Source organism: Terrimonas alba (assembly GCF_042434975.1).
Taxonomy (GTDB): domain Bacteria; phylum Bacteroidota; class Bacteroidia; order Chitinophagales; family Chitinophagaceae; genus Terrimonas_B; species Terrimonas_B alba.
In genome coordinates, this window is record NZ_JBHMQM010000003.1 from 685,517 (window position 1) to 709,336 (window position 23,820).

General features: G+C 41.7%; 21 protein-coding genes and 1 pseudogene. 8 read left to right on the top strand and 14 right to left on the bottom strand.

Features of this window, described 5'->3' with window-relative positions:
- Nucleotides 1-10: 10 nt before the first annotated feature.
- The 6 genes from ACFEL9_RS11815 to ACFEL9_RS11840 form a co-directional block, all read right to left on the bottom strand.
- A complete protein-coding gene (locus tag ACFEL9_RS11815; RefSeq protein WP_385889992.1) occupies nt 11-1,648 on the bottom strand; it encodes a glycoside hydrolase family 43 protein in 1,638 nt (545 codons plus the stop codon).
- Between the two features lie 9 nt (nt 1,649-1,657).
- Nucleotides 1,658-2,692: a pectinesterase family protein gene (locus ACFEL9_RS11820; protein ID WP_385889994.1), complete on the bottom strand. Its 1,035-nt coding sequence runs from the start codon at nt 2,690-2,692 to the stop codon at nt 1,658-1,660.
- A 4-nt stretch (nt 2,693-2,696) separates the two neighbouring features.
- Nucleotides 2,697-3,446 (bottom strand): rhamnogalacturonan acetylesterase, encoded by a 750-nt coding sequence (locus ACFEL9_RS11825; protein ID WP_385889997.1) that lies wholly within the window; start codon nt 3,444-3,446, stop codon nt 2,697-2,699.
- The gene (locus ACFEL9_RS11830; protein WP_385890000.1) at nt 3,443-4,870 is read right to left on the bottom strand and encodes a pectate lyase family protein; all 1,428 of its coding nucleotides are present in this window, start codon (nt 4,868-4,870) and stop codon (nt 3,443-3,445) included. The genes ACFEL9_RS11825 and ACFEL9_RS11830 overlap by 4 nt, the downstream gene beginning before the upstream one ends.
- Nucleotides 4,871-4,936: 66 nt before the next feature.
- Nucleotides 4,937-6,757, bottom strand: coding sequence for a RagB/SusD family nutrient uptake outer membrane protein (locus tag ACFEL9_RS11835; RefSeq protein ID WP_385890002.1), 1,821 nt, complete (start codon nt 6,755-6,757; stop codon nt 4,937-4,939).
- Between the two features lie 21 nt (nt 6,758-6,778).
- Nucleotides 6,779-9,961 (bottom strand): SusC/RagA family TonB-linked outer membrane protein, encoded by a 3,183-nt coding sequence (locus ACFEL9_RS11840; protein WP_385890005.1) that lies wholly within the window; start codon nt 9,959-9,961, stop codon nt 6,779-6,781.
- A gap of 467 nt (nt 9,962-10,428) precedes the next feature.
- On the opposite strand from ACFEL9_RS11840, the gene ACFEL9_RS11845 reads away from it, so the two are divergent.
- Entirely contained in the window at nt 10,429-11,472 is a 1,044-nt protein-coding gene (locus ACFEL9_RS11845; RefSeq protein WP_385890008.1) for a LacI family DNA-binding transcriptional regulator, read from the top strand.
- 182 nt (nt 11,473-11,654) lie between these two features.
- On the opposite strand, the gene ACFEL9_RS11850 is transcribed toward ACFEL9_RS11845, so the two are convergent.
- Together ACFEL9_RS11850 and ACFEL9_RS11855 are read right to left on the bottom strand one after the other, a co-directional pair.
- Nucleotides 11,655-12,689 carry an adenylate/guanylate cyclase domain-containing protein gene (locus ACFEL9_RS11850; RefSeq protein WP_385890010.1) on the bottom strand — a complete coding sequence of 345 codons (1,035 nt, stop codon included), beginning with the start codon at nt 12,687-12,689 and terminating at the stop codon, nt 11,655-11,657.
- 449 nt (nt 12,690-13,138) lie between these two features.
- Nucleotides 13,139-13,600 (bottom strand): T9SS type A sorting domain-containing protein, encoded by a 462-nt coding sequence (locus tag ACFEL9_RS11855; RefSeq protein WP_385890013.1) that lies wholly within the window; start codon nt 13,598-13,600, stop codon nt 13,139-13,141.
- 384 nt (nt 13,601-13,984) lie between these two features.
- Here ACFEL9_RS11855 and ACFEL9_RS11860 point away from each other — a divergent pair, with 384 nt between their 5' ends.
- Genes ACFEL9_RS11860 through ACFEL9_RS11870 form a run of 3 tightly spaced genes read left to right on the top strand, consistent with a single transcriptional unit; the run spans nt 13,985 to nt 16,181 of the window.
- A complete protein-coding gene (locus ACFEL9_RS11860; RefSeq protein ID WP_385890016.1) occupies nt 13,985-14,239 on the top strand; it encodes a hypothetical protein in 255 nt (84 codons plus the stop codon).
- 41 nt (nt 14,240-14,280) lie between these two features.
- Nucleotides 14,281-14,727, top strand: coding sequence for a response regulator (locus ACFEL9_RS11865; protein WP_385890019.1), 447 nt, complete (start codon nt 14,281-14,283; stop codon nt 14,725-14,727).
- Between the two features lie 17 nt (nt 14,728-14,744).
- The gene (locus ACFEL9_RS11870) at nt 14,745-16,181 is read left to right on the top strand and encodes a hybrid sensor histidine kinase/response regulator (RefSeq protein WP_385890022.1); all 1,437 of its coding nucleotides are present in this window, start codon (nt 14,745-14,747) and stop codon (nt 16,179-16,181) included.
- 79 nt (nt 16,182-16,260) lie between these two features.
- Here ACFEL9_RS11870 and ACFEL9_RS11875 read toward each other — a convergent pair whose 3' ends face one another.
- On the bottom strand, nt 16,261-17,208 hold the full coding sequence (locus tag ACFEL9_RS11875) for a D-2-hydroxyacid dehydrogenase (protein WP_385890024.1): 948 nt from the start codon (nt 17,206-17,208) through the stop codon (nt 16,261-16,263).
- 226 nt (nt 17,209-17,434) lie between these two features.
- Here ACFEL9_RS11875 and ACFEL9_RS11880 point away from each other — a divergent pair, with 226 nt between their 5' ends.
- Nucleotides 17,435-17,836 (top strand): hypothetical protein, encoded by a 402-nt coding sequence (locus tag ACFEL9_RS11880; protein ID WP_385890027.1) that lies wholly within the window; start codon nt 17,435-17,437, stop codon nt 17,834-17,836.
- A gap of 262 nt (nt 17,837-18,098) precedes the next feature.
- Here the strand turns inward: ACFEL9_RS11880 and ACFEL9_RS11885 are convergent, their stop codons facing one another.
- Nucleotides 18,099-18,629: a hypothetical protein gene (locus tag ACFEL9_RS11885; RefSeq protein ID WP_385890030.1), complete on the bottom strand. Its 531-nt coding sequence runs from the start codon at nt 18,627-18,629 to the stop codon at nt 18,099-18,101.
- Between the two features lie 74 nt (nt 18,630-18,703).
- On the opposite strand from ACFEL9_RS11885, the gene ACFEL9_RS11890 reads away from it, so the two are divergent.
- Together ACFEL9_RS11890 and ACFEL9_RS11895 are read left to right on the top strand one after the other, a co-directional pair.
- Complete coding sequence (locus tag ACFEL9_RS11890) at nt 18,704-18,913, top strand: KTSC domain-containing protein (RefSeq protein ID WP_385890031.1); 210 nt, start codon at nt 18,704-18,706, stop codon at nt 18,911-18,913.
- A gap of 65 nt (nt 18,914-18,978) precedes the next feature.
- The gene (locus ACFEL9_RS11895; protein WP_385890034.1) at nt 18,979-20,055 is read left to right on the top strand and encodes a class I SAM-dependent methyltransferase; all 1,077 of its coding nucleotides are present in this window, start codon (nt 18,979-18,981) and stop codon (nt 20,053-20,055) included.
- A gap of 160 nt (nt 20,056-20,215) precedes the next feature.
- On the opposite strand, the gene ACFEL9_RS11900 is transcribed toward ACFEL9_RS11895, so the two are convergent.
- The gene (locus ACFEL9_RS11900; RefSeq protein ID WP_385890037.1) at nt 20,216-20,827 is read right to left on the bottom strand and encodes a CDP-alcohol phosphatidyltransferase family protein; all 612 of its coding nucleotides are present in this window, start codon (nt 20,825-20,827) and stop codon (nt 20,216-20,218) included.
- Between the two features lie 430 nt (nt 20,828-21,257).
- Complete coding sequence (locus ACFEL9_RS11905) at nt 21,258-21,920, bottom strand: protein-L-isoaspartate(D-aspartate) O-methyltransferase (RefSeq protein ID WP_385890040.1); 663 nt, start codon at nt 21,918-21,920, stop codon at nt 21,258-21,260.
- Between the two features lie 370 nt (nt 21,921-22,290).
- Between ACFEL9_RS11905 and ACFEL9_RS11910 the strand changes: the two genes are divergently transcribed.
- Entirely contained in the window at nt 22,291-22,476 is a 186-nt protein-coding gene (locus ACFEL9_RS11910; RefSeq protein WP_385890043.1) for a hypothetical protein, read from the top strand.
- A 297-nt stretch (nt 22,477-22,773) separates the two neighbouring features.
- On the opposite strand, the gene ACFEL9_RS11915 is transcribed toward ACFEL9_RS11910, so the two are convergent.
- Both ACFEL9_RS11915 and ACFEL9_RS11920 read right to left on the bottom strand, forming a co-directional pair.
- The gene (locus ACFEL9_RS11915) at nt 22,774-23,208 is read right to left on the bottom strand and encodes a hypothetical protein (protein WP_385890046.1); all 435 of its coding nucleotides are present in this window, start codon (nt 23,206-23,208) and stop codon (nt 22,774-22,776) included.
- A gap of 359 nt (nt 23,209-23,567) precedes the next feature.
- Nucleotides 23,568-23,820: pseudogene (locus ACFEL9_RS11920) on the bottom strand (alpha-L-fucosidase); the annotation flags it as partial.

Consider the following 23,820-nt stretch of genomic DNA (forward strand, 5'->3'; position numbering starts at 1 on the left):
CAAGTCTCCCTTATTGGGGGAGATTTAGAGGGGGCCGGTTTTCAACCCTAAACCAATCCACATCTACAAAGCCTGAATCATTTGTTTTCGCAGTTCTTGTACAAAACAAACCAACTTTAGCCCCAACCCACCGACCGGGCTTTGCTGTTAACTTATCGCCTATTGCTTTAAATGTTTTTCCGTCCTCACTATAACTGAACTCACATACCCCTCCCTTGCCAACAATCACCCGAAAATAAATATCCGTATTGCTTATCCTTTGACCGTCCTGTACTGTCTCGTCTTTTCCTTTATCCGCTTCTTTGCAGCTGCTATAAGAAATATAATGACCCTCTTTCCTTTTTTCTACAGCCACATAGGCGTAATCTGCGCCCAATATGATCAGTCCAGCTTTCTCACCGTCCAGGCGGGGCTTAAACGAAATTTTCGTCGTCACAATAAATTCATCGGCCGGAAATTTTTGCATCAATAAATTAGGCACATCCCAATAGTTTTTCACACTATCGGCTATTGGATAAGAGAACAACCTCAATTGACCATTTGATGGAAAAGCCCAATAAGGCTTTGCATTAGCCTGCCATTGCCATTGCAATCCGATTGCTGAATTATTGAACTCATCTGAATCAGCGGGAGTTTTAATGGGATAGGTTTTACCTAGGTTTGGTTTTTTATAAGTTAAAACGGGCTCGCCTTTTCCATCACCGTCTTTATCGATTCCAATCACCGGCCAGTCATTAATCCATTTCATCGGCTGAAGATGAACCACTCTTCCGTACGCTTCCTTATCCTGGAAATGCAGGAACCAATGTTCACCGGTCTTCGTGTCTACCCATGCGCCCTGGTGCGGGCCATTTACAGTTGTTGATCCCTGGTCCATCACGACTTTTCTTTCATAAGGTCCATGGATATTTTTGCTTCGCAATACCAGTTGCCACCCAGTACTCACTCCACCTGCAGGCGCAAACAAATAATACCAGCCGTTTCGTTTATACACTTTAGGTCCCTCAATGGTTGGATCAAGATCATGCCCATCATATACCATAACACCTCCATCAATAGTTCGTGTTCCCTCCTTGTTCATTTCTTTAACAACTACGATGCTTTTGATACCCGCACGACTGCCAGCATACGCATGGGTGAGATATACTTTCCCATCATCATCCCACAACGGGCAGGGATCGATTAATCCTTTCCCACCTTCTACCAATACAGGATCGGACCAGGGACCTGTGATATTTTTTGCTTTGATCATGTAAATACCAAAATCCGGATCAGGATAGTAGATATAAAATTCGCTTTTATGATAACGGATAGCCGGGGCCCATACACCATTGCCATGTTGTACTTTACTGAAATGATCGAATGGCGGTTGTCTTTTCAATGCATGCCCGATGATTGTCCAGTTTACCAGGTCTTTTGAATGAAGGATTGGTAAACCGGGTATATGATTAAAGCTGGATGAAATCATATAATAATCATCTCCCACCCTGATGGCGTCAGGGTCAGAATAATCAGCATTGATGACAGGGTTCTTGTAGGTGCCGTTACCATTATCGGATACCCAGACCTTAGAGATCAATTTATCCTGCGCATTAATTTTATAACAGGATAAGAAGAGAAAAAGGGTCAATATGATTTTATGTTTCATCTGTTTGATCTATTTTTTATCGGCGGACCACTCAAACGGTTTTGTCCTGATTTTAGAAAACCAGTCTGTCTCTTGCAGCATAGACGGATTACATCCCAAAAAAATACTTTCAAGTGTATAATCCTTCGCGTCTTTATCGCTGAGTTGTTTTGACCAGGCTACCCGTTGCGTCGTATCGGCTCCTGTACCTGTATTCTTGTGCTCTGCATAGTAAACTGTTTTTTCATTTTCGGGATTACCCCAGTTATCCCATCCTGCTGCCACAATAACTTTGGGAAGTTCGCAGTGGATAAAAACAGTTTTGGACCAGGCCCGCCAGGGACGACCGAGATAGAGTTTATTGACTGCCGAATCAGCGATTACTTTACAATCCAAAAAAACAAAGCCGAATTTTTTCCCAGCCGGAGTATTGGCCGCCGTAATATATGAATTGGATTTTGCCCGGATGGTGCAATGTTGAAATACGGCTGTGGCAGGACCAAAAATAAAATCGGTGGTGCCCTCCATAAAACAATTCAAAAAATACTGACGTGAATTTTCCCCGGATGCATAAATCGTATCCTGGTTACCTATAAAACGGCAGTTTTTAAAAACGGCTTTATCAGCATCTACATACAATGCAACAGCCTGGCCAACCGGTCCGGCTGAATTAACAAACGTAATATTCTCCGCCACGAAACGGTTGCCTGATATTTTTGCCGTATAGGAGGTGAATGTAGTTAGCTTTCCCCTGCCGGAGTAGTCATTGAATGTGATGATTGTTTTCTCCACGCTTTCCCCGATAAACGTGACATCCGTGTTATTAGCCGGCAGTTCAATTTTTTCGTTATACACCCCATTTTTGATATACAGTGTGACCGGCGCCAACGGAAAAACACGCATGGCATCAATTGCATCCTGGATGTATTTATAATCACCTGTGCCATCCTTCGCTACTGTGAATACATACTTGTATTGCTGTGGGTTAGTTGTTTGGGCAAACGAACTGCTGCTTATCAAACAAACCAGGAACAATGCATAAATTATTTTCTTTCGTAAGGTCATTGATCTATTTTTTTACAGGAACACTAACTCTTTCCGCGAGATCAGGTAATTTTTCTTTTATCTCTTTTAAAATTAGCTGTGCAATCAATCTTGCACCCAGTTCATTGAAATGCGTGTTATCATCTTTACCATCCGGATAATTGGGATGTTCACCTGGCTTCAATTGCAAAAACAGCAGCTTTGAATATTCAGCACCAAATTGCTGGTACAAAGCCTGGCTTTTTTTATCCAAATCAATCAAGGTCACTTTTTCATTGCCTGCTACATCACGAACAATCTGTGAATACACATCATGTGAGCCGGCAATATGCCCGGTTGAATCAAATTTTCTTCTTGCCACAGGAGTCAGTAATACAGGAATAGCTTTTTTGCTCTTTGACTCTTTTATGTACTTCGCAAGATTATTCCGAAACTCTTCTTCCGTTGTGTAAGATTTTTTTGTGGGCACTTCGTCATTGTGTCCAAACTGGATCAGCACATAATCACCTTCGCGGGCTTCGTCATAAATAGATTGCCATAAGCCTTCAGTGATAAATGTTTTGGTACTTCTTCCGTTCTTCGCCCTGTTCACAACTGTTACAGATGAATCCCAGAAATAAACAAAGGGCATTCCCCATCCTGTTTCGGGATAAGTTTTTGTTTCTTTAATGCTGGCCGTAGAATCGCCGGCAATGAAGATCTTTATTTTCTTTTTTTCGGGCAATGCGAATGCAAAGCATGAAAGAATAAGTAAAGCAAATAAGTATCTGTTCATTTCAGTAACGAGTTTATATAAACTTCAATATTTGTATAAAACGAGTGTAAGGAAACTTTGGATGCATCCGACGCATCATTTTCATTCAATCCATTCTTTTTTTCCCATTCATCAGGCATGCCGTCTTTGTCTGCATCCGTTGGTGCAGCCAATGATTTCAAAACAGGCCATGCCGTGACGGTATGTTCATAGGCTGTGCCATGCGGATAACCACCCTGCACATCAATAAATTTTCCTGTCCTGTTTTTTACATCATTGATGATCCTTTCATCGAGTGTATCTCTTTTAAAGCTGGCCCCTGCACTTTTCAATACAGCTTCATATGCTTCTTTTGCCGGTTGAGCAGTTATTTTTTCTGCAGCAAAGCCAATATCCATCACTGTATTCTTTTTATCTTCTTCTGTGCTGCCATTTCCCATATCTATCCCCAGCCAGTTGTTTTTGGAAATATCGTTTGCTCCATCCACATAATTACCATCGACGTAAAATTTACCAAAACCCAGCGTCTCCGATCTGGATGGATTTACAATTCTGAAGCGGACACTTTTATTGGTAGAAGGACCATACTTATAATAGTTATTGGCGATATTATATTCACCGGCCTCGCCACCATATACATTATTGCCGCCCCAGTTATAGATCACATTATTCCTGTAATCAACAAATTCTTTTGCCGCGCCAAGCCTGGTTCCATTGAACCGTGGATTTCGACTGACGCAATGTGCAAACAAATTATGATGCGCCGACAAATGAATACCTCCCCATATTCCACCATAACCATGATGCTCGAAATCATTATCCCCTAACTCGAAATGATAAGAATAATTCAGCGGTTCGGCAATAAGATTCCATTGCAGCGTTGTGCTGTCGCCGCTATAAACAGAAAAACATTCATCCGTGCTCCAGCTAACGCTGCAATGATCAATGATGATATTTTTTCGTTTGCTTCCGCCAAACGCATCATCACCACCGCTTCCATCTACTTTGCCTGCCTGGCTTTGGTATTTATCACCCATGCGAAAACGGAGATAACGAACAATGATATTATCACCGCCCAATGACACCGGCTGATCAGCAAGACAAATACCATCTCCGGGAGCTGTCTGCCCCGCAATAGTCACATCGCCTTTAATGGTCAGTTTCGACTCAAGATGAATGGTGCCGGATACAGCAAAAACAATAATGCGTTTGCCTTTTGCTTCGGCTGCTTTTCGAAAACTGCCTTCGTCTTTATCGTTCAAATTGGAAACAATAAAAGTCTTTCCTCCCCTGCCGCCGCTGGTGTATTTACCAAAACCTTCAGCGCCGGGAAAAGCGATGGCTGTCTTGTCATCCTGCTCATGATTTATCTTTTTTTGTGCATGACATGAAAACAGTATAAAGGTTTGCAACAAAAGAAGGAGACTGTATAATCTGAACAACATCATTATGATTTAAAATAAAGGCTGCTCAGCGCAGCCTATTTATTTTTGTCAAATTAAATGCAAGTATTAATTATATCCCGGATTTTGTTTCAAGCGTCCCTGGTATGCCGAAATGGTGGCCTGGTCATAAGGAAACAATTCACTCTTGCCCGGAACAAAGAAAGAAGCAATACCCTCCCACAGTTGTTTGCTGTCAATTTGATTGGAGGTTAAATGTTCGGCCCAGTTAGTCTTGGTCCAGCCGGTAGTTGGTGAAGGCACCTGTGTTGGTCTCCAGAATGGTTGTGCATTAGCCGGGGCACCATCGCCTGCATAATATTGAATTTCTTCGCCATTGTTTTTCCAATAAATATACTGTGGTACGTTGGCGTATTGCCCGATGCGGTCACGGATCTCCCTGATCTTTGTTCTTGTTTCTTCCAGTTTTGCAGCTAATAAATTCCAGCGCAACAAATCATATTTACGAATGCCCTCATGTCCAAACTCAAGATAGCGTTCGTTTGCGATAGCATTAAAAAATCCATCTTTATCTGTTGGGGTAATTCCTATCTTATCGGCGTTATTGCGGTAAGCTCTTTTTCTTACTTCTTCAAATGCAGTAATGGCTTCAGGTGTAGGACCATTGTTGATCTCATTCACTGCTTCGGCATACATCAGTAATACATCGGCAAAACGAATCAGGCTCCAATTGTACCCAACATTCAAAACTGTTCCCGGCAATAATGGCACCCGCCAGTCGCGGCGATATTTACCTGTATTCAATTCACCCAGTTTTCTTTGACTTTTTATATTGGACGAAGAAGTAACCTGGTAATGAGTGACGGTTATATCACGACGTGTATCCACAGAATCGAATGCATAAAAATAATTTGGCAACATAATGATACCACCGCCACCGGCACCATACCTTGATGCATTGCTCAGGTTAGGCCCGTCATAATTTCCCATGCGGCTATCACTGTTGCCATTACCACCACCGGCGCCTACTTCGAAAATGATCTCAGCTTTCGGATCATACGTGAATGAGGTTACTTTTTTCCAGATATCTTCAAAGCTGGGATTCAGATCATGCTGGCTGCGGTTAGCCATCAGCTCTTCACACTCCTGTTTCGCGATTTGGTAGTAGTTAATATGATTTGAACCTCTTTCCATTTGACCATTGCTGCGCAATGCATAACCACCACGGAATAAAGCAATCTTTGCACGAAGAGCCATCACGGCGCCTTTAGTAATGCGTTCATTTCTCGGACCCGCATCCAGTCGCCACGGCACTAAGTCTTTTGCAACAGCAAGGTCAGCAATCAACTGATCATACGTAGAATCCCGATTCATTTGTGGCACAAACAAATCCGTTTGTTTATAAGCAGGGATCATTGGCGCCGGCACATCACCCCAGTTGCGTATCAGTTCAAAATAAAATTGTGCCCTCAGGGTTAATGCTTCGCCATGCAAACGCCTTAATTGTGCTTTCTCTGTTTCACTGCCATTATTGTATTGAGACATCAATGGAATTTGCTCAATGCAAAGATTGGCTTTTTCAACACCACGATACAATTGACGAAAAGGATTGGAAACTTCAGAATTTGTTAGCAACAATTGGTAGCGACCAATACCTCTTCTTCCATTATCGATATTACCGCTTACAACGCCTTCATCTGAATCGTAGGGATAATACATACTGATGCGGATGCCATAACCCGCATCGCCCTGCAATTCATCATATACGCCGATAATTGCATTGGTAGCATTGGATACATCCGAAAATGCCTGCGAAATACTGTATTGCGATACCGGTTCTACCTCTGTATATTTTTTACAGGATATAGTTGAAAATATCATTATCAATGATACTGAACCAGCCAACCATTTATAAAATCTGTTTTGCATATACTCAATCTTTTTATTTTTTTAAAAAGTAACATTTACACCAGCTACCCATGTTCTTGAGCGGGGATAAGCTGCAAAGTCAACACCCGGAGTTAATGGATCGGATCTTCTTGCCGTTACATCCGGATCATACCCTGTATAATTGGTGATAGTAGCCAGGTTGTTTACTGTTGCAAATACCCGTAAGGTGGAGATCTTAATCTTACTGAGCAACTGTTGTGGCAATGTATAACCCAAAGTCAGGTTATTGATGCGCAGGTAGGAACCGTCTTCTATCGCCCAGGAGTGAAGCCACCAGCGTTGCACTCTTACCGGCGTCCAGATTTTTGCATTGGCATTTATCTTGGCAAGTTCCTCAGGCGCCGTTACTATTTCGCCCTGGTCGTTGATATTGGTCCACCGGTCTTTCATAATGTTCAGCATATTCAGGTTGGAAAAGGCGCCGTCGGTCCATTCAATTTTATTGGCGTTATAAATATCATTGCCCACTACAAAATTGACAAAAACACTCAGGTCAAAATTTTTATACGCAAACTGGTTATTCCATCCGCCGGTAAACTTTGGATTGGCATTACCGATAATTGTTCTGTCGGATGTATTGATAGTACCATCGCCATTCAGGTCTTTCCATTTCAACATACCTGGTCGCGGCGTGCCATATACTGAGTTAGCTGCGATGCCGGGCTTAATAGTATAAGTTCCTGCCGAAGCATTATAGTCAAACTCATCTATTTTATAAAAACCGTCGGTTATAAATCCATACATTAAACCAACAGGCTCTCCCACTTTTACAAGAAAGTCTGTTACACCGTCACTTCCCTGCCAGCCTGAATTACGTTCCAGTTGATCTACACCACCCAGGCTTTCCACTTTGTTTTTATTAAATGCAATATTGAAGTTGGTGGTCCATGTAAAACCTTTTTTGGCTATAGGAGTAGCTCCTACCTGGAATTCAATACCGCGGTTGGAAGTAGAGCCGATATTCTGAATCTGTTTACTATAACCCAACGTAGGTGGTATATCCACTTCGAGCAACAGGTCGTTGGCAGAGTTTTTATAAAGATCTACAGTAAACTGGATCTTGTTGTTGAACAATGAAAGGTCTAAACCGAGGTTGCGGGTTATATTTTTTTCCCAGCGCAGGTCGGGATTAGCCAAAGTACTGGGAGGAGCAAGTCCCGGAAGCACAGCATGATTCAATGCATACTGACCGGTAACGCCATAAAGGGCAAGATACTGCAGATCGGCAATACGGTCGTTACCTACAGCGCCATATCCAAATCGCAGCTTGGCATCATTCACCCATGTAATATTATTCATGAATTTCTCTCTTGAAAAACGCCACGCTATGGAACCAGAAGGGAACATCAATGTACCATTATCTGAATTGAATTTAGAAGAACGGTCAGCCCTGATATTGAAATTGACCAGGTATTTATCGTCATACGCATAGCTTGCCCGGCCAAACAAGGAAAATAAACGATAAGGAGGCGACACCAGCGAAGAAGGTAAAGGCTGAGATGAACCGGTTGGCGCTGCACCCAATCCCATATTAGCTAATGCTTTTTCTGCACTGATATCGGCAGGGAAATAACGGGTTTCAAATACATTTTGTTTGGAACGGCGATCAACTGTTTCTTCTCCTGCCAGCACAGTGATGTCATGATGTTGTTTAAAATTACTCAGTGTGTACTGTAGGGTATTGGAATTGCTAATGGTATAATTATTCTGCGTGCCGATAGATGCTACAGGCAATGAAGCATAGTTTCTTGCTGTAGATGTGATTTTGCTGTAAAACATATCGGAACGGGTACTCAGGTTATCAAAGCCAACAGTAGAGCGGAATGAAAGATTTTTTAAAATATTGTAATTAACATATCCTGTCAGGTAAGTGGCTTTGGTTTCCTGCCGCCTGTATTCGGATCTTGTAAGCACCACAGGATTGGTAGCGCCTGATGATGCGAGATAATAGGCTTCATCAAAATCATCAATACCGCCATTGGGAGTTGGAATTTCAAAAGGACGATAATTGATCGTATGACGCAGGCGATTGGTAGCTCTTGTACCGCTATTCGTCGTTCCTATTCCTTTTATCTTCTGGTCAAGATAGCGGGCTGTCATACCCACTTTTACTTTATCCGATACTTTATGGTCCAGTTTAAAGTTGACAAGGTTCCTGTCAAAACCCGATTCAAGTTGAATACCTTCTTCACGATTGGCTGTTACGCTTAGATTAAAACTTGTTGACTGGTTGCCACCATTCACTGACAGATTATGGTTTTGAAAATTTGCTTTTCTGCCAAACACTTCTTCCTGCCAGTTGATGGCTGGCATATTTTTATAAACATTCAATGTATCCCAGGTGGTGCCATAAATAAAACTGCTTGTATCACCAGTTATTAGTTTTCTTTCCCACTGCCATCTTACAAAATCATCAGGGCTCAATACCTCCATTGTTTCAGGGAGCTGACGAAAACCAAATTGCCCGTTATAGCCAACCTGGGTTTTACCTGCCCGTCCTGTTTTGGTAGTAATAATTACCACACCATTGGCACCACGGGCTCCGTATATAGCCGTAGTTGATGCATCTTTTAATACATCTATTGAGGCAATATCCTGTGGTGAGATAACTGACAGTGCATTGTCCACCTGCACACCATCAACAATGTACAGAGGTGAATTATCCTGCGTAATAGATCCGCCGCCTCGAACACGGATGATGATCTCGGCGCCTGGCGCACCTTCAGAAGAAATAGCCTGTACGCCGGCCAGTCTGCCCTGTAAGGCTTCGGCCGCAGAAGAAATAGGCACATCTTTCAGCTGTTTAGCATTGACTGAGGAAACAGATCCTGTGAGATCTTTTCTTCTGACAGTACTGTAGCCTATTACTACTACATCTTCCAGTGAAGTCACTTCTTTTTCAAGTTTCACAGGCAACTTTAAATTTCCAGTCGTTCGCACAGATGCAGGTTTAAAACCGGTATTGCTGATCAGCAATAAAACTTCACCTGTACCAGAACCTTCAACGACGAAATTTCCGCCGGCATCGGTTTGTGTTCCTTTTTTGGTACCGCTTACTACCACACTAACACCGCGCAAAGGCTTTCCATCTTCATCTGTGACCTGGCCGGAGACCTGCCGGGTTTGGGCCCGGCTAACTAATACGGCAAAAAGCCAACCAAGCAAAAGCAATAATTTTTTCATACAGTTTTTTTGTTTAAAAGGCTAACATGTTATAATTGTGTCCGCTTGAAGGACAACAATGAAAAGAACAGTTGCTTTCAATAAAAAAAGGAAAAAACAGTGCAGGACGGTGATTGAAAATGCAATTTTTAACTTAGTACCATAATAGCAGTATCTCCGCATCAGCAAGCAATCTTTTTTTAAATCGGCATAACAAGTCTATGCAGATTTTTAATTGTACTGAATTATTTAAAATCATTTATTTGCGCAATCGTTCCCGATAACGATACCATTTGTTTAGCAATTCTCTTTTTTATTTGTTTAGCAACTCTTTTTTTTATTTCTTCCCCTTCAATTAATGAAATGTTGACATCGCAGGACTGTATTTTCAACAATTAAATTTCATGTAGCCCTTCTGCAATATCATGGTCCTGAAATGACCAACTAAAATCGCTTACCTTAGTGTTTTTCTAAACCGATGTTCTGCCATGAAATTTGAAGCTGTTACTATAAAAGATATTGCCAAAGCACTGGGTATTTCCACCTCCACAGTCTCACGGGCTCTGCGTGACAGCTATGAGATCAGTCCGGAAACTAAACAGATGGTGTTGGAATGTGCAGAAAGGCTGAACTATCGGCCCAACCCGATTGCACTAAGCCTTAAAGAAAAGCGAAGCCGTTCCATTGGGGTTGTCGTCTGTGAGATTGCAAACAATTTTTTTTCCCAGGTTATTAATGGTATTGAATCTATTGCTTATGACCGTGGTTACAACGTTATTATCTCGCAGAGCCGGGAGTCCTACGACCGCGAAGTAGTGGATCTGCAATACCTCGCATCACGTTCTGTAGATGGTTTATTGATTTCTCTTTCTACAGAAACAAATGATTTAAGTCATCTGAAAGCACTGCATGAAAAAGGATTACCGATTGTTTTTTTTGATCGCATTGCTGACGAAATCAATACCCATAAAGTTGTCATTGATAATTTTAAGGGCGCCTACGATGCCACGACGCACCTGATCAACAATGGTTATAAAAATATAGCAGTTCTCACCAATTCGGAATTTCTTTCTATCACTACTGAAAGAATGGCTGGCTATAAAGAAGCGTTGCAGTCGCACAATATGAAAATAAATAACAGTTATATCCGGCATTGTTTTTATGGGGGCATGATATTTTCCGAAATCGAAGATGCGGTGAACAAGCTATTCAGTCTTAAACAAAAACCGGACGCCATCTTCACTACCAGCGACAAGTTAACTACCGGTTGCCTGAAGACCTTGCAACGCCGCGGTATAAAAGTTCCCGATGACATTGCGTTGGTTGGCTTTTCTAACACCGATATACCCGAGTTGATCAACCCTCCCCTGACATTGGTTCGGCAACCCGCAGAAGAAATGGGAAGAGCTGCTACCGAACTATTGTTACAATTGATAGAAAGTAAACGACCCATAAAGGAGTTTGAAAAAAGAGTATTGACCCCGGATCTGCAGATACGGCAATCTTCCCTGGTGTTGGCCCAGAAGGCTTAGAAGCTGTTAAAAAATGCAAAAAAGCAGAACGCTGATAAAGGTAAGGTTATCCCGATAGCTCCTATCGGGATGAATTATTAAGATAAAATCAGTGAAAATCCATCACTATCTTAACAAACCTGCGTTCTAATAACAGAGATCGCAATCACCTGTTTGAACCATGCTATCCAATCTTAGCTGTCTTAGACCGGAGGTGCATCAATCACACTGAAAAGTTCCACTTCTGTTTCCTTACCGCGAAGTGTGACGGTGTCTATCTTTTCCCATTGGAACCCATTTATATCTTTAAGCCGGTTCATAAGAGTACCGGAAACAAGACAATCCCGCTGATATTTATTGCACTCATCTTGAATTCTGGCAGTCGTATTCAGAACATCACCGTTATACACGATCTCCCTCTTCAGATCACCAATCTGGGCACTGACTACTTTCCCAAAATGCAATCCGGCTTTAAAGGACGGCTTCACTCCAAACTCTTTGAAGTAGTTATCACTTTTCCTAAACAGCCTGTCCCGAAACATAAAAAAGAGTTTCAGGCAGTTCGAATTCATCAGGCCATGCTTCATTTCCCAGGTAAGAACTACTTCATCTCCTACATACTGATAAATTTCAGCTTTTGTTTGAAGCATTGGTTGTGAAATCTCATGAAAAAGCGCATTCAGCAATGCATAGAACCGTACATGTCCCAATTGCTCGGCAATGGTAGTGGATGATTTCATGTCAAGAAACATAAAGATCCGTTCCTCTTCGCGGGGCTGGTGGTATTTGCCGCGGACGAATTTCCATAAGACTCCTTCTCCTAAAAGAAGATTTATCTGCAAAAAAAATACAAGCAGACTATAGATCACAAGTGTATAAATTACTAATACCAGTTGTCCCCTGGATCCGAGAAAGGCTGGGAGTTCTTTCCATTCACGTCCCTCTGACAAACCTGCTATAATAGCCAGGCTAACCGTCACAATGTAAATGACGGCGGTATATAGTAAGGTCTTAAAAATGAGGATTGTTGTAAACGACCATCGCCTAAACTTCATTTCGGCTCCCGGAAACACAAATAATTCCAGCAAACCAAAGACGAGGCCTAGCGGGAATCCAACCAACACACTATTATAATCAAGGCGCTCTTCGCTGACAAGTTGAAAGATCACCCCCGCTATGCAGGTAAAAAGGCAAACTAATGCCAGGGCTCTGAACTTTCGGATGAGATTCGGTTGCATGTAAGAATATTATATAGTTGGAAGATGCTACTGTTTACAAGGGCTTGGAGATATCGCCAACTCTATTTCTATTAAAATAAACGGAATGTGAAAGTTTGACCTCTTGTGCCCGGATACCGCTGATAACATTTGTTGCAATATTAGCGTGCACAGGGCCTCCACGAAGCCACATCAGGAAAAAGCTTTGCCGAAAGACGGTAGAATCACTTCACCGATTTCTCTGCAAGCATCGAATTTATCGTGTCAAGCTAATTACCATGGTCTGGATCATTACATTCACGTTGTCCCTGAACTTGTCAACTGTTGAATCGCATTTGCAAAAATAAATAAGTCAGCTCCGTGTTCCTAGTAGTATCGATTGCCTAAGTGGCCGAATAAAATTAAAGGTATTCTTGCAGCGCATGCATTATTTTGTCAGATAAAAAAGTTTTGCAAGCCTGGAGACCGTTTTAGTTAACCACAACCGGTTTCCGTTCAAGTTTGGCTTTGTTCTGAATGTGCAACAAATAAATTCCCGACCGCAATCCCTGGCAGTTTAACCGCCATCGATAAGCAATTCGCTTGTGAATCGTCACCGCCACCATTTGGCCATAACTATTATATGAGGTTGCGGATTGAATGGGTTCATTGCTTTCGATAAACAGATCTGTCATTACCGGGTTAGGATAAATAAAAATACGACCTCCTGATTGCCGCAGGCTGGCCGATACTATTGATGAATTAGATGTCCGGCTATCCTGCACTGGAATAACTTTTGTCGGAAAGTACAGTATTGGCAAGATTGGACCAGGTATTGATCCCAAACTCGAATTATTCGCTACGGAGGAAGATGTATGTGCACCCGTTGTGATACATTGCGCTAAGGCTGTGAATGGCATGGCCATCCATACCAGGAAGTGGATGAATTTCATAAGAACCAGGTGGATTAGTTGGTTCGCTAAACTATTAAAGCGCCGGGTGCAAATTATATTTAAATCATTTCTTTTCTGCCAATTTAAAATCCCTTAGCATTTCTACTATTAATATGGCGATGCATTGTATAACCATCACCCTTAGGGCTGTTTATCTGTATATATGAAAACCCTTAATGGACTAATATTTCCCAATTTCGTTGTTATACCATCTTTGTTTTTTCCGATCTTTAAGTAATCGCTATACCAGCGGTGAATATCACCTGTTAAGGAACCCGCTCTGTTATGGAAAGAAACTGACTAGTAGCTTCAACACCCGATAAGCCATGGTTGATGAATTCTGTGTGGTATGATGGCTTGATTTAAGGAATTAAAATATTGTTTATGATTACGCCCAGTGGCGCACATTTTCAATGGTTATTTGAATCTGCACCCGGATTATACCTGGCACCCTGGTCCGACTTTACCATTATTGACCTATTAAAGTATACAGGACACCAATTAAACTCTTTCACAAATATTTATTCTGAGAAAAGGAAAAACAATGTGGTGTATGCTATTGAAGGCAATGATGCCAGGTTTACTATGCATATGCCGATAAGTTTGTGGAAAGGTATTAGCCAAATCCGAACTGAATAAAGGTGCAAAAAAATTAGTTTATCCTATTCAAATCATACAGCATGAACGTCTACAACCCCATTGAAATCTTATTTATTGAAGATAATCCGCATGAAGCAGAATTGACCATTCGCAGCCTTAAAAAAAATAACCTGGCCAACGCTCTCAAACATATTGATGATGGGGCCGAGGCGCTGGATTTTATTTTTGCCCGGGGCATATATGCCGACCGTGAATTCTCTCCCAATCCGAAGCTGATTATTCTGGATCTCAAACTACCCAAGGTAGATGGACTGGAGATACTTCATCAAATCAAAAATCATCCGAAGACACAGAGCATACCGGTAGCAGTCCTGACTTCATCGCAGGAAGAAAAAGATATTATCGAAAGCTATAAACTGGGCGTAAACAGTTATATCGTGAAACCCGTCAATTTTGAATCCTTTAGTAAAGCAGTGGCGGACCTCGGATTATATTGGATGATCCTTAACCAAAGTCCGAATGCCTGATCAATCAAACCTTATCAATGAATACTGAACTGAAATTATTATTACTGGAAGATAACCCGGCAGATGCTGACCTGATACAGACCCTGCTGAAACGGGCCGGTCTCCAATTTAGCGCTGTTGTAGCGGGTGATGAAGCGGAGTTTTTGGCAGCGATGAAAAGTCAGGGTTATCATGCGGTGCTGGCCGATAATGCACTGCCGCAATACAGTTCTATGGAAGCTCTGAAGCTCATCCAGAAAACCAACCCGCATGTAGCCTTTATCCTTGTAACCGGCACGGTGTCGGAAGAATTTGCGGTGAATATCATTCAGCAGGGCGCCGATGATTATATTTTAAAGACCAATCTTACACGGCTCCCCGCAGCCCTGAAAAGCGCCATTGAGAAAAAAAGAAGCCGGTATGAAAAAGAATTGGCGGAAAAGGAAAGAGAGAAAGAAAAAGAATTGTCAATTTCGATCGTCAATAGCTTACCAGGTGTATTTTTTCTCTGTGACCGTTATGGCAATTTTTTACGATGGAACCGGAATTTAGAATTCATTACCGGTTATGATAATGACGAAGTAAGCACCCTCACCCTAAACTTTTTTATTGAAGATATCGATTCGTATGTACATCGTTGTTTTGCGACAGGGTATGGCGAGACGGAAGCCTTGCTGATTCGCAGAGATGGCAGGCGGATACATTATTATTTTACCAGCCGGGTGGTAACTTTTGAAGAAAAGTCTTGTTTGCTTGGCGTAGGGATTGATATTTCAGCGAGCAAACAATCAGCACTGGTGTTAAAACAATTGAATGAAGAGTTGTTGACAGTATCGGGACATCTGGAGCGAATACGTGAAGATGAACAGGCACGTATCGCACGGGAAGTACATGACCAGTTAGGGCAAATGTTGACAGGTTTAAAGATGGACCTGTCGTGGCTGCGTAACCATAATGATAGTAAAAACCAGGCATCAGTCCGGCAACGCATGGATGAAATGGCCGCCTTGTTAGATGACGCGATGCGCTCAGTGAAAAAGATTGCCTCCGATCTCCGACCCAGTGTACTGGATGATTTTGGTTTGATCGAAGGTCTTCATTGGCAAAGCCGGGAGTTTCATAAGCGATATGGAGTGGAAGTAGAAGTGATTCACCCCGAGCAGGAAATAGACATCGACCCATCTGTAGCCATCGGCGTATTCCGGATTTACCAGGAAGCATTGACGAATGTTGCAAGACATGCTGAAGCGACAAAGGTGACCACTACCCTCTCCTATTTGAAGGATATACTGACGCTGACAGTTGAGGACAACGGGAAGGGGTTCGACACTTCAATGGTCTTGAAGTCCCTCGGGTTATTGGGTATGCGGGAACGGGCTTATATTATGAATGGCCAGGTGACGATTAAAAGTGAAGCCGGAAAAGGGACAACGGTAAGTGTAGGCGTACCGTTGAGTGACAACGATAAATCGTGAGGACCTTGTGCATTGCCCGGCATAAAAGATACTGGCTGAATTGATCTTATTGTCAAAACAGAACCCTGTCTTTCCAATCTCAGTTTACCCGGTTGACGGGCTGACCCTCTAAAAAAGCTACTACATTATTCCGGGTAATATGCAGGATCCTGGCTCTCGCTTCTTTGCTCATCCATGCATTGTGCGGCGTAATAATGCAATTCTTTGCTTTCAATAAAGGATTGCCTTCCTGTGGCGGTTCAGCAGATAAAACATCCAGGGCGGCACCGGCTATTTGATCATTATTCAATGCATCAGCGAGATCCTGTTCATGAATCAAAGGTCCGCGGGCCGTATTGATAAGATAAGCCGATCGTTTCATTCGTTGCAATAAGTCCTTATTCACGAATTGATGATTGCCGGCTGTCAGCGGGCAATGCAATGTTACAATATCACTGCTGGCAAATAAGGTGGGCAAATCCACGTATCTGCCCAACGTAGTGGGTTTATCATTCAAACGATGATAGATAACCTGCATCCCAAATGCATTGGCAATACGGGCCACCTGCTGCCCGATATGTCCAAAGCCAACAATCCCCATGGTCTTACCCGCCAGTTCCATAATGGGCGCCAGGCTATAACACCAGTCCGCCGATTGCTGCCAATCGCCTTTTGCGACAGACCATGCATGTTGCCCCACCCCGTTCGTCAGTTCCAGTAGCAAAGCAAAACAATGTTGCGCTACAGAGTCGGTGCCATATGCCGGCACGTTACAAACAATTATTTTACGGTCGCTGGCAGCTTTGACATCAATCACATTATACCCCGTTGCCAGCACACTGATCAATTGAAGCTTCTTACAGTGTTCAATGGCTTCTTTATTTATCGCTACTTTATTGGTCAGGATAATTTCCGCGTCCCTGCATCTTTCAATAAATTCTGTCGGCGAGGTTCTGTCATAAACAACCAGCTCACCGCAAGCTGCGATGCTGTCCCAGCTTAAATCACCCGGATTCAGCGTATAACCATCAGTAACTACAATCTTCATTGTTTCATTTATATACTTAAAATAAAAGTAGTGAAAACTATCAGCACATAAGTTGACGATCTATTAATAAAAAACATAAACGCAGAATTTGTATTGAGCCAAAAACAATACGAAATGTACACCCTTACCTCACTCATGCTTAATAATTTGTATTTTAGTGCAATAGCATCTAATACATCAATATAGTATGTTGGCAGCAACCCTGTTCGACACACCAAACTAATTCATGGAGATATTTTACCTTCCTGACATAATGCATATTGACTTTATTGATAAAGACGGCAATCCCTTTCGACAAGAAAACATTTTGCTCGGTATTCACACTTTTGCGACACATAAAAACAATATAGATTTATCGCCATTTCTTAGTGACAAAGACGGACACGTAACAATTACAAAAGAGCAGTTGCAAAATCGTGCAGACATTTTTATCTCTTACGGCATTATGGACTACGGTTCGCTTGGCAGTGCAAAGCCAGACATTCAAATTTATTTTTGGGGCAACAACAGTATTGACAGGTATGTTGGCTATTGGAACATGATTTTGAAAAACAAAAAAGATAGACAGCAATATGAAAAGTGGGGCGACATAATGGGAAAGTTTGCAAAGCGGTCAGCAGAATTATAAATCAGAGAACGACAAGAATTGCATCTTTTTGAAACTTGTTTTAACAGGACAACAAACCAACGGCAAGATATCATTTTGGCTAGTGACACTTGGAACAGCCCATCTAAAGAGAAAAACTATAAAATAGCTCTTTCGGTGTGATACAAAAGGGCGAACTGCCAACATGGATTCAATCTCGTTTACCTAAGCTCTTTTTATTGAACAATGAAATTTTATTGCCCGAAGTTATCCACACTATATAGAAAAAAATAACTTTAATCTATCAACGAATGAAATGGGCGTGGCTTCTCCACAAATCGGTATCATAAATGGAATTGTCAATAAGTTTTCCAATCTCCTTTACCAGTTGCGGATCAACGACAGCCTTGCCTTTTTTAACCGATTCGCCGTGCCATGCGCCCCTATGCTTTTTTAAATCAAATTGATAACTCCCTTTGAAATATACCGTATAGGTAATAACATCTTTTTCCCGCTGCGATTCAAATACCCAAATATTTACAGGCTCACCATTTATATTCTTCCGGCGCACCAGGTATTTTTTAAAAACAGGATAATATTCAAGCGTTACAAGGTCGTCCTTAACAGCTTTGAAGCAGGCTTGTTCGCAATCCTCATTATGTTCGCTGAACCAGCTATTGTGAATAGCATCATGCACATAAATATCCTCCTCGCCGTTCCCGAATTTGACATAAAATCTGAATTGACCACGGTCCAGCACTTGCGTTAAAACATCCACCCCCATTGATTTATCGTCTATATCAGTCTGAAATGATATGACAGGATAGGTGATCATTTGCCAGGACTTAGAAAAAATAAGCCGCAAAAGCTTAGCCAATCTCGGCAAAAATGGTATAAATTTTATTGCTGATGGATATGCCCTCAAGCGTCATTTCCAATATAAAATACAATGCTGCCTCCGGTAACCTGGACATTCGTTTTACATCCGGCAATATTTATCGTTACAAAAAAGTGCCTGCTGAACTGTATACCCAAATGATCCGGGCTTTTTCGAAAGGAAAATTTTTCAACACCCATATTAAAGGCCTTTTTGAATATGAACAACTAAAACGTTATTAAAGCACAGCACTACAGCATTTTGCCGCTCAGGCATTAAAATTGGACAATACTGATAAAATTCGATCATGTCCCTGGAGGAAACAATCGTCCACGAAATCGGGAAAAAAGGCCCGATTGGCTTCAGAAAATTTATGGAAATGTGTCTCTATTATCCGGGTATGGGTTACTACACCTCTCCCACTCCCAGAATTGGCACACCTGGCGACTATTACACAAGTCCTTGTATAAGTGATGTGTTTGGTCAAATGATTGCGCGACAAATAGCAGAGATGTGGATTACCCTGGGCAAACGACCTTTTACCATTGTAGAAATGGGTGGCGGATCGGGCAAACTTTGTAGTGATATCCTTCACGCATTAAAAGAAAATAAATCGTTGTACAAAAATCTGCGATATGTATTTGTAGAAAAGAATCTTGTGCATGCGAGGACAGTGTTGGCTGAATTTCATGAAAAAATGAGCTGGCACGAATCGCTTGAGGAAATAGACGAGTTTGAGGGTTGTTTTTTGTCTAACGAGTTAGTCGATAATTTTTCCGTACACCAGGTGCTGATGGAAAATCAACTAATGGAAATCATGGTCGACTATAAGGATAGCTGCTTCACAGAAGAGTTACAACCGGCAAGCAAGATCCTGGCCGATTACTTCAAAGAACTTACTGTACAGTTGCCATTTGGTCTGCGAACCGAAATTAACCTGCAAGCTATCCATTGGTTGAAAACAATCTCGGCAAAAATGCACAAAGGATTCGTATTGACAATCGACTACGGCTATACATCCGGTGAATTATATCAACCATACAGGAAATCCGGTAATATGATTTGCTATCATGAACACCGGCGAAACTATTGCCCATATCAAAATATAGGCAAGCAGGATATTACTGCCCACATTAATTTCTCTGCATTGAAGTTATGGGGCGCCAAATTCAATTTGCTGCCACTCGGCTTTACATCACAAGCTCATTTTTTATCGGGTTTGGGTATCGGCAATCTACGCTCGTTAAAATTAAATAGTCGGGAAGCGGTTGATGCAATAAAAGCGCTGTTATGGAATATTGGAACCAAAATCAAAGTGTTTATTCAACAAAAAAATATGAATGCTGCTCATCTTTCCGGACTGTCCCTGAGCAATCCCCTCTGAATGAAATACTACTGCCGGAAAAATTAAAATTAAGGGACAATTAACTTAAACCGCAAGAGTCTTATCAATCCCGAATACACTATTTACCTTTTTGTCTTAACACAGAATCTATCGGGACGGAGAAAATGCTAAGAACTCCATTCATCAATACTGATTTTTTTCAAGCAGTTGCAACGCAGATAAGCGGAATACATACCAGAGTCCCTTTCTCCTTCATCAGCCAATATAAGCCCTTCACATTTTCTTTGTTTTCAGGAAGAAACCAGGTAATGGCAATTTCTTCCAGCAAGTCAAGGGCAGTAACTGCAATGGCAAGATAATAAAGCGTATGTACTGGCTCTTTTAAAAAAAATGCGAGAATTAAAAACGTACCCTGCACGATAGCAGCAAATTTGGCCAAATAGGTATGAAAACTGGTTAAAGCGCCATAGCGGATGAATGCTGAAATAACATGGATAAGAAATAATATAAAAATGGCAATCAGCCAAACATATTGGCTACTGATAAAATCCCATTTAAATGCAAAAAGTCCGATGACACCCATTAAAACAGTAAGATCATCCCCGATCGAATCAATCTTTGCTCCCATCGCACTGACAACATGATACCGGCGAGCCAGGAAACCATCAATTGCGTCGGTAAAAAAACTGACTGCCAGAAACCATTTAAAAAAATTGAGGTTATCCGAGATAATGAAATAAAGTAGTAATATCGACGCTACAATTCGATAAACCGTAATCCCGTTGATGATATAATAACTGGTCTTTTGCATATCATTGCTTATTTAATACCCGAATGGATATGTTTCGGGGATACAATGCCCGCGTTCTGTGAAGATATATAAACGATTCATACCTTTCATTCAAAATACCGGGAACATAAGTCCGGTGTTTTTCATATAGTGGATGATAAACTACACCAATCGGCCGGTGGGGTATTGGGTGCTCAAACCTGTCATCTTTGTATCGGTCACAATCAGGCAATCACCTTCCACTGCAATGAGATTAAAGCCTAAGACGCTTGCTGATGGCCGTTCGCCAGGTATAATACTCATGGGCAACTGCGAAGCTTCTCCAGTAATATACAATGAACGTTTCCGATTGGATCCAAATCACCGGAGCTTTTAAGCGAAAAAGCTTTTTGCTTTATTGTCAGCGTCCATGTTCCATGCACTAACCGATATTGAAAGCTATGATTTGCTATTATCCTGTAGTTCCTTCCAGCATCGGAACAAACCTGAACTGGTTAAATGCTTCATGTGTCAGGGTACCATCTTTTTCTTTTGTAATGCGAACCATCATCTGGGACTGATCTTGTGTGCCGAGTGGCGCAACGAGCTGGCCGCCATGTTTCAATTGATCGATCAACACCCGGGGAATTTCAGCGGTGGCTGCAGTGATTAATATTTTATCGAAAGGAGCATATTCCGGGAGCCCTTCATGACCATCCCCATAAAAGAAATGAACATTTCGGCACTGCTGCAAGTACGATGAGACTTGATACTTTTCAAACAATCTTTTTTGCCGTTCTATGGTATACACCTGCGCACCCAACTCCGAAAGAACGCAAGCCTGGTAGGCGCTGCCTGTGCCGATTTCCAATATCTTATCAGCCGGCGATACATTGAGTAGCTCCGTTTGATACGCCACCGTATAAGGCTGGGATATTGTTTGCCCTTCACCTATCGGAACGGGTTGATCCAAATAAGCAAGTTCTTCCCGGGAAGCACTGACGAAAAAATGCCTCGGTATGGCAGCAATCGCTGCAAGTACATCTTCATTATGAATGCCCTTGCTTCTTACTTCCTCCACTAATCGCTGGCGATTGCGCCGATGACGTGCGGTGTCGAGTTTCTGATGATACATGCTACTGTTTATTAGCCAAAGCGACAAAAAAGATGCCCATTCGCTTTTTCAGAAAAAACCAGCAATACAAATAAAACAGGATCAGATCATTCCAGATCATGTTTTCATCTCATACCCCGATTGTATCCTGCAATTGCCCGCCTATACGTTGAATGTCTTCGGTATTTGTTTTTCTATTAATTGTTTATACTTAATTAAGAAGACGCTTTGAATAACAGGCAGCAAATCAGGATTGCCCGGTTAAACCATTCATCAATCTTCCGTTTTTTTTGTAATTTTTTTTGTACCTTTTAATAAACCTTACTACCGGGGCGGGATCACAGAGTTCTTTCTTTGATTGTTCCGATGTTTTATATGAAAATCTATTGATATGGGCACTAATGAAGAAATTTTGAATCAGCTACGACAGGAAATAACCGAGCAGGAGGCAAATGCGAAAGAAGCTATTAAGAAAGGACTTGTATTTGAAGAGGTAAAGAGAATACGTCGTTATATCAGCTTGCTGAAAACAAAACTCGAATCTTTTTTGATGCAAACGAAAGGACGACAAAACTAGCTTCAGACCTTACTTGCGTCTTTCTATTTAAAATTCAACCGGACCTCAAAAATTTTATAACAATCCGGGGAGGCGGCGGTTTATATCCCACTTAACCTGTCGACTGATCGTGCAAAAAACAAAAGCCGGTAAAAACCGGCCTTTGTAAAAACTACCAACCAGGGATCACCTGTTTCTTGATATAATTATTCTCAAACGGATATTGGACAAAAAAATCGAACAATGTAAAATGGAACCGTAGATTATTTGTAATAAAAAGAATTGCATAGGATATTAATTGATTTCATTTGCAATATGTCAATCCATCAACGGCAAATTCACAAACCCAAACGCCACCGTTGTTAAATCTTTTCTCAAACTGCTCACACTCACCGAACACAGCATTTTCTCGGCAACCGGTTTCAACTTGCAGACCTCTGTTTCAACAGCTGGCATATCGGATAAATGATCGGTCACATACATCATCACAACATGACCATACGTTTTTGCTGTTAACCGGATACAATTATCCTTTGCATGAAAAACCACCACCGACAACAACGCTCCCAACATCATTGTTAACATACCCTGGTCTGTAGCCAGCGGCAACCGGGCCGGGACATCATTGATAAAATTAATTTTGTTCAACACTGCTTTAGTGGTAATGGTGTTGAGCAAGCCCGAGGTGAACTCGTGGAGGTCCGCCGGCTGATTGACAACCGGCGGGATTTCCGGGATAGTGGCAGTTAACATGGTTTAAAACGGGATAAGGATTTTAGGACATGGTCTGAACTTTTCACAGGGTAGGTCATCCTTGCTATGACGATACAAAGTAAATAACAAGCGGAGCCGGAAAAAATAGAGTGTTCTATGATTCGGCCGTCATTAACAGACAGCCCGATTTGTAGAATATAATTGACGAAACACTAAGTATTTACACTTTAAAATAGCCTTTGCCAACTGCAAACGATAAGTGAATCAAATTGCATGAGTGTGACAATGCTTTACTGATGCATTTAAATTGGCATTAAAACACGAGGATTTTTTTACGAACTCTATCTGCGTTGCTCCCTGACCTTATTAATCGAAACCCGCCATGCCCGCGATACAGTTTATTTCAGCAATAACTCTATCACCGGCACTTCAATGGCTGGCTTACCGGCCGGAAGTGTCAACACAATATCGTTGCCTTGTTCCTTGTATCTTAGTTCAGATGCGTCATGCAAAAACTGGGCATATTTTATTTTATCCCTGTAACCCGGCAGCACCAATGTTTGCGTATTATAATCCATCAGGTGAATATATATTCTTTTAGTGGCGGGGTTGTAAGTAAGTAACGTTTTTTCCGGAACTGCAAAACCCTCC